Annotated in this window: 11 protein-coding genes; 4 read left to right on the forward strand and 7 right to left on the reverse strand. The window is 68.2% G+C overall.

Annotation, left to right across the window (positions count from 1 at the left end; translation table 11 throughout):
* Positions 1–5: 5 nt before the first annotated feature.
* The 3 genes from ACFWNN_RS20545 to ACFWNN_RS20555 are packed head-to-tail and all read right to left on the reverse strand — an operon-like array spanning position 6 to position 3,153.
* Positions 6–1,166: an adenylosuccinate synthetase gene (locus tag ACFWNN_RS20545; protein WP_382441513.1), complete on the reverse strand. Its 1,161-nt coding sequence runs from the start codon at positions 1,164–1,166 to the stop codon at positions 6–8.
* A complete protein-coding gene (locus ACFWNN_RS20550) occupies positions 1,163–2,143 on the reverse strand; it encodes a hypothetical protein (protein WP_382441514.1) in 981 nt (326 codons plus the stop codon). The genes ACFWNN_RS20545 and ACFWNN_RS20550 overlap by 4 nt, the downstream gene beginning before the upstream one ends.
* Positions 2,144–2,145: 2 nt before the next feature.
* Positions 2,146–3,153: an adenylate cyclase gene (locus ACFWNN_RS20555; RefSeq protein WP_382441515.1), complete on the reverse strand. Its 1,008-nt coding sequence runs from the start codon at positions 3,151–3,153 to the stop codon at positions 2,146–2,148.
* 573 nt (positions 3,154–3,726) lie between these two features.
* On the opposite strand from ACFWNN_RS20555, the gene ACFWNN_RS20560 reads away from it, so the two are divergent.
* Positions 3,727–4,812 carry a mechanosensitive ion channel family protein gene (locus tag ACFWNN_RS20560; protein ID WP_382441516.1) on the forward strand — a complete coding sequence of 362 codons (1,086 nt, stop codon included), beginning with the start codon at positions 3,727–3,729 and terminating at the stop codon, positions 4,810–4,812.
* On the opposite strand, the gene ACFWNN_RS20565 is transcribed toward ACFWNN_RS20560, so the two are convergent.
* A complete protein-coding gene (locus ACFWNN_RS20565; protein WP_382441517.1) occupies positions 4,809–5,156 on the reverse strand; it encodes a MerR family transcriptional regulator in 348 nt (115 codons plus the stop codon). The two genes, ACFWNN_RS20560 and ACFWNN_RS20565, sit on opposite strands and share 4 nt — an antisense overlap.
* Before the next feature lie 42 nt (positions 5,157–5,198).
* Between ACFWNN_RS20565 and ACFWNN_RS20570 the strand changes: the two genes are divergently transcribed.
* Positions 5,199–5,879, forward strand: coding sequence for an alpha/beta fold hydrolase (locus ACFWNN_RS20570; RefSeq protein ID WP_382441518.1), 681 nt, complete (start codon positions 5,199–5,201; stop codon positions 5,877–5,879).
* A gap of 100 nt (positions 5,880–5,979) precedes the next feature.
* Positions 5,980–6,255, forward strand: a complete 276-nt coding sequence (locus ACFWNN_RS20575; RefSeq protein WP_382441519.1) for a hypothetical protein — start codon at positions 5,980–5,982, stop codon at positions 6,253–6,255.
* Positions 6,256–6,306: 51 nt separating this feature from the next.
* Here ACFWNN_RS20575 and ACFWNN_RS20580 read toward each other — a convergent pair whose 3' ends face one another.
* Both ACFWNN_RS20580 and ACFWNN_RS20585 read right to left on the reverse strand, forming a co-directional pair.
* Positions 6,307–9,549, reverse strand: coding sequence for a S8 family serine peptidase (locus tag ACFWNN_RS20580; RefSeq protein ID WP_382441520.1), 3,243 nt, complete (start codon positions 9,547–9,549; stop codon positions 6,307–6,309).
* Positions 9,550–9,828: 279 nt separating this feature from the next.
* Positions 9,829–10,344, reverse strand: a complete 516-nt coding sequence (locus ACFWNN_RS20585; RefSeq protein ID WP_382441521.1) for a hypothetical protein — start codon at positions 10,342–10,344, stop codon at positions 9,829–9,831.
* A 174-nt stretch (positions 10,345–10,518) separates the two neighbouring features.
* Here ACFWNN_RS20585 and ACFWNN_RS20590 point away from each other — a divergent pair, with 174 nt between their 5' ends.
* Complete coding sequence (locus ACFWNN_RS20590; RefSeq protein ID WP_382441522.1) at positions 10,519–11,205, forward strand: hypothetical protein; 687 nt, start codon at positions 10,519–10,521, stop codon at positions 11,203–11,205.
* A 266-nt stretch (positions 11,206–11,471) separates the two neighbouring features.
* On the opposite strand, the gene ACFWNN_RS20595 is transcribed toward ACFWNN_RS20590, so the two are convergent.
* On the reverse strand, positions 11,472–11,891 hold the full coding sequence (locus tag ACFWNN_RS20595) for a cupin domain-containing protein (protein ID WP_382441523.1): 420 nt from the start codon (positions 11,889–11,891) through the stop codon (positions 11,472–11,474).
* Positions 11,892–11,929: the final 38 nt, after the last annotated feature.

An 11,929-nucleotide genomic window follows, 5' to 3' on the forward strand; every position in this document is an offset into this window, starting at 1 on the left:
CCCCTTCAGATCCGGACCGGCGTGCGCACCTGGTAGTCGGCGCGATTCGGCCCCGCCCCCGTGACCTCCACGCCCACCCCCAGCAGATCGCTGAGGTACGCCACGGGGTCCACCAGCTCCACCAACCCCTCGATGGTGGCGACCTGCAGACCCGTGGCGTCCAGGTGCGTCACGGCCAGGCCGTCGATGCCGCCGCAGCACCTGACCGCGTACTGGAGCAGCTCGGCGTCGAGGTGGCCCGCCCGCCACGCACCCTGGAACTCCCCCGTCCCGTTGTGCGCCTCGGGGAACCTGGCGAGGACGCCGGCGTCCTCGGTCGGCAACGGCCCCGCGCCGTGCCGCGTCTGGTAGGTCCTGGTCACGCCGATCACGCGCGCCGGGCGCCCGTCGAGCAGCTCGCGGGCGTTGCGCGGGACGACCGTGGACCAGGTGGTGTGCGGGTGGAACCCGTAGGTCTCGTCGAGGAGCACGCCCTGGGCGCCCTCGAAGACGAGCCGTCCCTCCGGCAGTTGGTCGTTCGTGATCCGGACGGCGTCGGCGAACGCCCGGTAGAGCATCACCAGCTCGTCCACGCTGATGCCGTCGCCGATCAGCGGCTCGTAGAACTTGGCGAGCACGTCCAGGCGTTGCCGGAGCATGCGCGGGTTCAGGCAGTCGCCGACGCGGGGAGCCGGTCCCGGATAGCCGAGAACCTCTTGTCCCTCCACGACTTCGCCCTTCGTGTGGCCGGCGAGCAGGCCGTACCAGGCCGTTTCGCCGATGCCCTTGCCGCACGAGCCGTGCCGGCCGTCGCCGCGGGCGTTCTCGCGCGCCCGGTTCGCGGCCACGTGGAACGGCGTGGTGAGCAATGCGTTGGTGTCGATCGACATCAGCGAGAGCGGGTTGTCGACGCCGATCGCTTCGAGCTCACGTGACTCGGTGGCCAGCGCGATCGGCTCGACCAGGACGTGGCGGGAGAGCCGGGTCGGCACGCCCGCGAGCGTGCCGGACCCGAACTGGCTGAACGTGTGGTGCCGGCCGTCGGCGATGACGTTGTGCGCGGCCTGCGCGCCGCCGTTGAACCGCACGACTGCGCTGACGTCCCCGTTCGCGCACAACGCGTCGACCACCGCTCCCTTGCCCTCGTCGCCGAACCCGAGCCCGACGACGATCACGTGGTCGTTCACGACAGCGCCACGTCGTCGGGGCCGTCGATGCCGAGCGGCGCCGCGACGACCGCGCGCTTGCCGCTGCCGACCGCGACCAGCGCCTTGCCGACGGCGTCACGTTCGGCGGCCGACCCGACCTCGGCGAGGTCGACCAGCGCCTGGTCGAGGTCCACGACCTGCTCCTCCAGCCCGATCGTGGCGGCGATGAGCTCGCACACCGCGCCGGGGTCGTCCAGCTTGAGGAAGTTCTGGCCGAGGATCGCGCGCCAGTGGTCGCCGATGCTGTCGTCGTGGAAATACGACGACTGGTTGGGCAGGATGAAGTAGACGTGCCACTTCTTGGCGAGCTCGCGGTACACCGACACGGGGTCGATGTCCTGCTTGACGTCGTCGCCGATGACCCGGCGGATGTGCCTGGCCTCCAGCCGCGGCTTGTTCAGCTCGTCGCCGATGATGAACAGGTAGCCCTTGCGGCCGCGCTTCTGCCACGCGTCCGTGACGACATGCCGTGCGATGAAGTATGCCGCCAGCTCGTACGACTCGCTCTTCTGCCCGCCGCCGTTGCCTTCGAGGAAGATGTCGCGCAACTGCTCGTCCATGCGGTTGTCCGACTCGAACTGCCCGACCTGCAACGGCACCCGGTCGCTGTCCGCGTCCCCGATGCCACCGAACAGCAGCTGCGGGTCGGCGAGATATCCCTTGCGCTGCAACAACCCGTGCAGCTTGCCCAGCTTGCCCTGCATGATCATCGGCACGCTGCCCATCGAGCCCGTGACGTCGAACAGCACGGCGATCGGTGTCGAGTCGGCGTGGTCGGGCGAGTCGCGGCACTCGCGGTGGCCGACCTGGAACGGGTCGAGCGCGGGGGCGGCCTTCCAGCCCGACGCCGGCGTGGCCTTGACCGAGGCGGTGTAGCCGAAGTCGGCGATTCCCTTGGCTGCGCGGAAGGTCTTGGCCGCGGCGTAGGCGTTGTCGTCCCAGTTGCCGTGTCCCATGGTCATTCTCCTGTCTTGGGCATCGTGAACGGGCGGAAGGTCCTCGGCCCGTAAAGCTCTTCGAGCAGTTCGTCGTACTCGCGGATCAGGTCCTGGGGGTCCGGTCGCCTGCCCGGGTTGTCCTGCATGCAGCCCTTGGCGAACCTGCGTTGCCTGTCTTCGTTCTGGCGGAGGAGGTCCAGCATCAGCTTGTGTGCCATGTGGACGTCCGTGGCCGCGGTGACCGGGTCGTTGTTCTGGACTTCCGGTGGATACTCGATCGTCTTGCTGGTCGCCATCAGCCGTTCGTTCTCGCGCACCGCGAACGACCAGCCGACGAGCACGATCCCGTGTTGTTCCGGGTGCACCAGGACGTTGTCTCTGGTGACGGCGCCGTGCACCAGTCCTGCTTGGTGTGCACCGGCCAGCGCTTTCAGGAGCCTGCGGTGCATCCAGGCGTAGTCGCGCCCGTCCAGCCCGTCGGGGAACGCTTTGTGAACTTCTTCGAGCGTGACGAAGCCTTCTTTGAGCGGGTCCAGCACCGTGAACGCCCGGGAGCCCTTCGCGGTCTCGCCCGAGGTGTCGAGCAGCCGCGGGTAGAACGGGCGCAGCCACGCGTTGCGGTCGGTGAAGCGTTCGAGCGTCCGAAGCGCCTGCCACTCGCCGTGGATCAGCGGGTTGAGGCCTGGGTTTCGCACGACCTTGACCACGTACGGGCCGTCGGCCTCGTAGAGGTTGGCGATGCTGCCGACCGCGAACGGCTCCCCGATGCGGTAGGCGCCGGTCCGGGTGGTCAAGGTGACGGTGGTTGTGTTGATCCAGTCGTGGTGCAGGCGGGTCAGTTCGGCCTGGGCCGCGTGGGCGCGGGGGTTGGCCGGGCCCACGACGTCGGGGTGCAGGACCGAGGACAGCGCGCGGTACCGGCGCCGTGCTTCGCGGCGTCGATCCGGGTCCGTGGTGCGCGGGCCGAACAGCGCCTCGGGCGAGGTCGCGCGTTCGACCAGGTCCAGCGCCTCCGTCGTGGTGAGCATGGTTTGAGTCTTGCAGACTCAAACCTGGATCGCAAGTCCCTGCGGTTGCCGGTTCGCGATGCCGGTTTCGTTGGGATGTCGCGTTCCAGCGGGGTTGGTCGCGTTTTGTTGGTTGGGCTGCGGTTGCGAGAGTTGGTTGCGTGGGTCTCGACGAAAGATCTGGGGTGTGCGATTGGGGCTTGACTTCGGGGCCCTTGCGAGGTGCTGGTCGGCCGGAAAAGGCCGGGCTGAAAAGCGCCCGGCCGATCCGCGAGGGGTAGCACCTCGCACCCAAAGTCAAGCCCCAATCGCCTTGAGGGGCGTAACCGGCTCCCAGTCCTGTAGCAGCCCGTTCGGGCTCGCCTTCGGCTTCGCGTGCCGGGTTTCGTAGGTGGTTGGGGTGCGTTGACGGCTGCCGGTTGGGAGCGCGCGCCTGGCTTGCATTGTGGTCGCCTTGCGTTGACGACTGCGGTTGGTGGCGCGCGCCAGGCCAAGACGGTGGTCGCCTTGCGTTCGCGACTGCGGTTGAGAGGTGTTTCACGGTGTCCCCCTCCCCGGTCGGCGGGTACCCGGTGCCAAATCGGGAGGAGGCACATGCTTTTCGTGGTCATGGGCTGCTCGGTGGCCTTCGCGTTGCTGGTCGTGGAGGTGGTCCACCGGTTGGTGCGCCGGTTTGGTCACAGCGGGCGGATGTACCGGCCCGGTCAGGTCTTCGGTGCCCTGCTGGCCGCGCAGATCAGCCTCAGCGCCTATCCGGTGGACGCGCCGGTCACGTTGCACGTGCTGGGGATCGCGCTGATCCTGGCGGGTGCGTGGCTGTTGGCCTCGTTGATCAGCACGCTGGTGGACCTGTCGTTGTCGCGGATTCGCACTGACGTCACGGACAACCGGCACGCTCGGCGGGTGCACACGCAGGTCGTTCTGGTGCGGCGGCTGGTGTTGGTGGTCATCGGGGTGCTGGCGGTCGGGGCGATTCTGATGACGTTCCCCGGTGCTCGGGCGGTCGGGTCGACGGTGCTGGCCTCGGCGGCGGTTGTTGGTGCTGTGGCTGCGTTTTCTGCGCAGTCGTTGCTGGGCAACCTGATTTCGGGGTTGCAGATCGCGTTCAGCGACGCGGTGCGGCTCGATGATGTTGTTGTGGTCGAAGGCGAGTGGGGGCGGGTCGAGGACGTCACGCTGACGTACGTCGTGCTGCACCTGTGGGACGACCGGCGGCTGGTGTTGCCGACTTCGTACTTTCTGAAGACGCCGTTCGAGAACTGGACGCGCACGCAGTCCGCGTTGCTGGGGACCGTGGAGCTCGATCTCGACTGGACGGTGCCGGTCGAGGCGATGCGGCAGGAGATGCGGTCCATGCTGGAGGCCAGCGACCTGTGGGACGGGCGGGTGTCGGTCCTGCAGGTCACGCAGGCGACGCAGGGGTTCGTGCGGTTGCGCGCGTTGGTGAGCGCGGCCGACGCCGGGAAGCTTTGGGACCTCAGGTGTTTGACGCGTGAGCACCTGGTGGACTGGGTGCAGCGGCAGCACGACGGGGCGTTGCCGCACATCCGGACGCGCGCGCTCACGCAGAAGACCAAGCAGCAGCCCACCGGCGACCAGCACACGGACGCGCGGGTGTTCGGCGAGAGCCTGGACGGGGCGTTGCGGGAGCAGGCGTTCGCGGGACCCAAGGGCTCCTAGGCGGATCGTTCGAGGATGTCGGTGAGCAGACCGCGGCACCGGGCGATCTCGGCGGCCCGCTCGTCCAGGCGCGTCACCTCGGCACGCAGGGTCGCCAGCAGGTCGGAGCACGGATCCACGCGTGGCGAGGCGTCGATGACACAGGGCAGCAACCACGCGATGGTCGCGAGGGGCAGGCCGGCGTTGAGCAGCGCCTTGATCCGGCGCACGGTCTCGACATCGGCCCGCGTGTACACGCGGTAGCCGTTGGGCGAGCGCTCCGACGACAGGAGACCGCACTTCTCGTAGTGCCGCACCGAGCGGGCGGAGACACCGCACTCGGCGGCCAGTTCACCGATCAACACAGCTTGACCTTGACACTGATGTCAAGCCCTACGGTCGGCCGCATGAACGTGATCCTGCACGGTGCCCAGAGCACCGCGGCCGACTGGGCGCCGGTGAAAGCCCTGCTCACACCCGCCGAGGTGCCGAACAGGCGTGGCCGCGACGGTGTCCCGCTGCCGGCGGACTACAGCCTCCGCACCGAGATCGACGACCTGCACGCCGTGCTCGACCGGCACGAGAACCCGACGCTGATCGGGCACAGCTACGGCGGCCTCGTCGCGCTGCTCACCGCGCAGGAGCGGAACGACCTCAAGGCGCTCGTGCTGTACGAACCGGCGATCGGCATCGACCCCGAGGCCGTCGAGGACTACGCGAACGCCCTGGCCAGAGGCGACCGGGACCTCGCTCTGGAGATCATGGTGGTCCGGCTGGCGGGCGAGTCGTCGTTCCGCGAGGCGGCGCCCGACCTCTGGGAGGCGGCGAAGGGCCTGCTGGACACCACGCTGCACGAACTGCGGGCGGTCACGGGCTACCGCTACGAGCCGCCGAAGCTGGACATTCCGGTCACGGTCATCGTCGGTGAGCGCACGGATCACCTGTTCGGACCAGCCGCGCGGGACATCGTCAGAGACACGAATGGCACCCTGGTCACCATCGAAGGCGCTGGTCACGTGGCTCACCTGACGCATCTCGAAGAGTTCGTGGAGATCGTGCAACCGTCCCGCGAGGCCACTCCGTCCTAGATCCATGAGAAGACCGCTCGCCGTCGCGTTTTGCGCGCTGGCTCTCGGCAGCTGTGGTACGAACGGGTCTCCAGCCTTGCCCTTGGCGGAGGTGCCCGCGGTGTCCACGGTGAACCCGGACAAGAACCGGATCGAGCAGGCTAAGCGCGACGGCCACCTCACAGTGCCACTGACGATCGCCGTGCAGCAGGGACGCAGCGAGGAGGTCGAGCAGGCACTGAAGGCGCTGGGCGCGACCGTCGAGTCGCGGGATCCCAGAATCGGCTACCTGCGCGCCGAGATGCCGGTCGACAAGGTGGAAGACGCGTATCTGATCATCGGGGTGTCCGCGATCGACGTGGACGAACCGCTCAGCAACAAGTTGCCGGAACCGTAGAAAGCCCCAGAATCTCGTGGATTCTGGGGCTTTCTACGTTCCTAAAAGGACTTAGCTGACTGCCTGCACGATCACCGCACCACTGCCGATCACAGCGTTGTCGGCCGTGCGGACCTCGAGCTCACCGCGCAGCACGCGGCCGGCACCGGGCTGGGCCAGCGGCGTGATGACGCCCGTCGCGTTCCACGACGCACCGGCGGCGCGGTCGGCGTTGGCGTCGGTGACGGCCAGGGTGCCGAGCGACGACGCGGTGTAGACGTCGAAGTAGTCGTACTCCGTGGTGCCCGCGGGCACCGCGTAGCCGTCGACCACCGCGATCCAGTTGCCCGCGGCCGGGTTGGTGACCGTCACGGACTCCTCGGAGTCCGCGTCGGCCGACTGACCGGCGAGCACGCAGCTGCCCGTCGTGCAGTTGTACACGGACAGGTCGAGGTCGGCGGCCACGTCAGTGGTGTTGCCGATCGTGACCGTGAGCCGCGTCGAACCCGCCGTGACGGCGATCGGGTACTGCTGGGACGCCAGGTTGGCGATCGACGGACGGGCCGTCTTCGCGCTGCCGACGGCACCCGCCGCGAGCCGGCCGTTGAACGTGGCCTGCGTGTTCGTGACGGAGTAGGTGCGCTCGATCGGGGTGCCGATCGTCCCGGCCGCGATGACGTCCGGGTTCGGGCTGATCGACGTGCCGAGCACGGACGCGGTCACCGAGTACGGCGCCTCGTCGGCGTCGGAGGTGCGGCGCGCCTCGACCACGATCTCCCAGACACCGGCGATCGGGTTGGCGACCGTGCGGCTCGTCGGGGAGCCACCGGCGCAACCGGCGCCCGCGTCGGGGTTGTAGCAGTTGGTCGACGTGTTGCTGTCGAAGCCCAGACCCTGCGGGGTGTAGCGCAGGAAGCGGACCTGGCCCTTGCCGGCCTCGGCGCCACCGGCGGTCATGTCGACCTTCAGCGCGGTCGTGCCCTTGGGCACGTTCACGAAGAGGCTGGTCGACTGGTTGCGCGCGATCTTGCCCGACTTGGTGACCGAGAACTTGTTGGCGGCGGTGAAGTTCTCCGCGGCGAACACGGCGTTCATGGTCTGCGCGTCAACGCCGGGGGTCTCCGGGTTGTCGAGCTGCAGGACGGCGCTGTGCGCGCCGGCCGTCTTGGCCTTGACCTTGACCGGGAACTGGACCGGCGTGTTCAGCGGCAGGTTGACCTTCTTGGCCGCCGTGAACGTGCCGTCGTTGCCCTTCCACGAAACGTTGTACGTCTCGTCGTCGTGGCCGGTGGTGCGCGTCAGCGTGTAGGTGCGGGTGTACTCCTGGCCCGCCGTGACGCCTTCACGGTCGTGGATGCCGACACCGACGTTCGGGGTGGGCAGGATCTGTCCACTCTGGACGGTGTTGACCGCGACGGACGTGGTGACCTTGTCCGGCACCGAGTGCTTGTCCAGCAGCTTCCACGCGGCGTTGGTGTTGAACAGACCAGCGCCCTGCTCGTAGGCACCGAGGCTGTCCACGTAGTTCGCGCTGCGCTGGATCGCGTAGCGCAGCTCGGCGCTGGTGGGACGCTCGCCGTTGTGCGTGGCCTTGTACGCGCTCACGACCAGGGCGGCGGCACCGGTCGCCTGCGGGGCGGCCATCGACGTGCCGTTGAACTGCGAGTAGCCGGGCGGGAGGGCGTAGGTGCCCGCCACCGGGCCACCGTTCTGCCAGCGCGGCGTGGTGGAGATCGCCGAGCCGGGCGCGACGATGTTCGGCTTGAAGCCGCCGTTCTCCGACGGGCCGCGCGACGAGAAGCCGTGCAGGTTCTGCTTCTGCGCGGTCTTCGAGCCGTAGTTGGAGAGCCAGGTCTCCTTGGTGATGTACGAGCCGACGCTCACCGCGTTGGTGGCGATCGACGGGTCACCGACGGTGTTGGCGCCCGCGCCCGAGTTGCCCGCCGAGATGAACAGCTGGACGTTGTACTCGTCGATCGTGCGGTTGTAGAGCTCCGCACGCGCGTTGTTCGGGGCGTCGTAGTTGAGCGCCGGGAGGCCACCGATGGAGATGTTCACGACGTCGGCGCCGTTGCGCGCGGCGTAGAGGACACCGTCGATGAGGCCGGAGCTCGTGCAGGACGGGTTGGTGAGGCACGCCTTGATGGCGATCAGCTTCGCGCCGGGGGCCGCACCGGCCATCTTGCCGTCGAACATCTTGTTCGCGGCGGTGATGCCGGCGACGTGGGTGCCGTGCGCGGCGCCCGAGATGCCCAGGTTGACGTACGGGGTGCCCGCGTTGTCGTAGATCGAGCGGTCGGTCTGCACGACGAACGCGACGCGGTCGGTCACCGCGGTCGCGGGGTTGTCGACACCGAAGTAGCCGACGTCGTTCTTGACCTTGTAGTCGATCATGCGCTTGTTGTTGGTGAAGTCGCCGTCACCGTCGACGTCGACGAAGACCTCCTTCGTCGTGATGTCCTGGAGGACACCGAAGACGTCGGTGCGGTCGCCGTCGCGGTTGATGTCACCGCCGGTCTCGCTGTTGGCGAGGCCGAGGTCGCCCGCGGTCTCGGTGAAGCGGCCGAAGGAGTACGGGCCACCGGTCGCCGGCGCGGTCCACTCGCGGCCGCCGTCGGTGAACTTGCCGACCTTGCCGGTCTTGGTCATGGTGACCCAGGTGCCGTCACCGGAGTTCGTGGCGTTCGCGTTGTACCAGTCGATGATCTTGCGCTCACCGGTGGTCGTCGTCTGCAGCGCGGGCGTGTCGAGGTCGATGCCCGAGTCGATCACGGCGATCTTGGTGCCGCGGCCGTCCCACTTCGGGTTCGCGGTGGCGAACTGCGCCGCCTGCGTGTCCTGCGTCGGCATGTACGGGTTGGTGCGCGAGGTCTTCGAGTCCGGCGCCTTCTGCGGGGCCGGGGCCTCCATGCCCTGCGGACGCGGGTCGTCCACCGCGATCAGCCCGTCGACGTCGATCTTGTCGACCGACGCGAGCTTGGCCGCCTTCTCCGCGTTCTCACGCGGGATGGTCACCTTGACGTAGTCGACGTCCTTCTCGGTCTTCTGGACCGTGGCGCCGAGCGCCTTGAGGTCGTTGACCGCGGCGTCGGTCTTGCCGGGCTCGGCGGCGACCAGCAGGTCGACGGTCGGCTTGCCCTCCAGGCCGGCCTTCTCGACGAGCGCGCGGTCGTCCTTGTCCAGCTGCTTGTCAGCGGCCGGGGTCTGCTGCGGTGCGTTCTGCGCGATGGCAGGGGTGGCGGCGAAGCCGAACCCGGTAGTGCCCAGCACCGCGGTCAGCAAGACCGTTCCGGTGCGGCGTCTCCAGTTCTTCACGGCGCATGTGCCCTTCGTGGGGTAAAGAGTGCTCCGAAGTGCATCTCTTCGCGTGGCGAGGGGCAATCGTCGGACTGGACTATTTCCAGGATCCACATTGGACTGTTCAGTGGCTTGAAAGGGCGCACTTTTAGTGCTGCGCGTTTCATTTCCGCCGTGGAACGAGCAACCACCCTCCAGTCAAGAGCTGATAGAGGGGAATGTCAAGAGCTGCGTCAACGGTGAACGGTGTTGCTGTGTAACAGGATCCTTGCGACCAACGATGCAGTGATCGCGCTTTCAGCGCAATAGCGCACGCAATCTCGCCCGCAGACGACCGACGATGCTCTGGCCGGTGGCGAGGGCTTTGGGCTGCGCACCGCACAACGAGCAACCGGCGCGATGTGCTTTCAGCGCCTGCTGGAGTTCCGTCACGTGCCGTGCGGTCCGTTCGGGCACGGAGTCCTTTTTGACCGACAGCAGACTGAGCTCGGTCAGCACGTGCCTGCCGCGCCGCAGCCGGGCCTCCGGCGCGATGGTGTGGAAGAAGATCATGTTGCGGCTGCGCCTCGGTTCGACCGCCTCGACGTCGCACCACGCGATGTCGGTCTGCCGGTCGATGCCGTGCGACGTGATGCCCTCGTCGGTCAGCTTCGTGCCGAGGCTCGCCGTGCGCCACGCCACGGTCGCGCCCATCAGGAACCACAGGCCGCCGAACACGTAGGCGTACCAGGGGCCGTCCTTGGCGGCGAGCGGGCCGAGGGCGGCCACGGCGATGCCGAGGCCGAACAGGACCCATCTCCACCTGGTGTGCATGTCTCCATCCTGTTTACCCGATTTCCCGCACTCGCCTCTTCAACGCTCCGGAGAGGCGTGGTGTTGAACGGGTGGTGGAGCGGTGGCGGCGAACGGGTCGAGGAGTGGCCGTTGATCGGGTGGCCGATGGTCATTCCGCAGGACTGAGGGCTGTTCAGGCGCTACCTTGCGCGCATGGACCTCAAGCCGGTCGCCGACGAGCTCTACGGGCTGCCCCCGAAGGAGTTCACCGCGGCCCGCAACGCCGCGGCCAAGCAGACCGAGGACAAGGACCTCGCGAAGGCCATCTCGGACCTGCGCAAGCCCACCGTGGGCGCCTGGGCGGTCAACAAGCTCGTCCGGGACGCCCCTGAGGGCCTCCAGGAGGCGCTGGGGCTGTCCACGGCCCAGCTGACCATGCGGGAGCTCGGTCGCAAGCGCAAGGAGCTCACAGAGGCCCTCGTCTACCGCACGCTGGAGCTGACCGGGCCGCTGGCGGACGACGCCGTGACCCAGGTCCGCAACACGCTGACGGCGGCGATGGCCGATCCGGAGTCCGCCGAGCTGGTGCGCGCCGGGCACCTGACCAAGGGGCTGGAGTACTCGGGGTTCGGGTTCGCGGTGCCGGAACCGGAGCCCGCGCAGGACGGCGAGGACGCGCTGGCCCGCAAGCGCCGCGAACGGCAGGAGCGCAAGCGGGCCGAGGCGCAGCAGGCGCTGGACGAGGCCGAGCAGTCCCTCGGCGAGGCGCAGGCCGACCAGCTGGCCGCGCAACGGGCGTTCGATCGGGCGGCCGAACGGCTGGAGGACGCCAAACGGGTGACGTCCGGGGCCGAGAAGGCGCGCAAGGCCGCCGAGCGCAAGCTCAACGACCTGGGGTGATCGGGCGGTCACGCCAGAAGGCGAACCTGAAGACCAGCTGAAGGAATTGAGCCTGGTCACAGCGAAAGGCGACCGGAACACAGCGGTCCGGTTGTACGTTCAACAAGTGGTTGGCCGTCGGCGCTCGAGCTGGTCGCCAGGACCCTCTGACACCCCCAGGTCGGATTGTCCTTCCGCAGGCGGTTCGTGCTCGCGCCGCGGTCAACCCGCCGTCGACCGGCACTCCGGTAACCCCCCTCACCGGTAGTGGCGGTCGGCGGCATCCTCTACAGGTTGTACTGGTCGTGGCGCTCGTAGAACGCCCGCAGCTCGTCCGGGTCGAGGCCCTTGACCTTCCCGACCTCCAGGAAGAAGTTCTCCCGGGCGATCCCCGGCGCGAAGAGGATCAGCATCCGCACCGGCGCGTCGCTGTCGTTTCGAAACGCGTGTGGTCGGTGAGCCGGCACGTACAGAAAATCGCCCTCACCTGCGCGGATCCACTCGTCGCCGTCCAGCAGCGTGATCTCGCCTTCGAGCACGTAGAACGACTCGGAGAACGTCTTGTGGAAGTGCGGCCGGGCACCCGGCTGACGCGCCTCCATCCGCCACTCGAACAGGCCGAACTCGCCGTTCGTGACTGATCCGGGCGCGACAAAACGCGTGGTCCTCGTCGTGAAACCCACCTCGGACGCCGGTCGGAAGCTCACAGGCCCTACCCCCAAAAAGTGAAATTGACTCAGGTCTC

This window comes from Lentzea sp. NPDC058450, assembly GCF_042721395.1.
Taxonomy (GTDB): Bacteria; Actinomycetota; Actinomycetes; order Mycobacteriales; family Pseudonocardiaceae; genus Lentzea.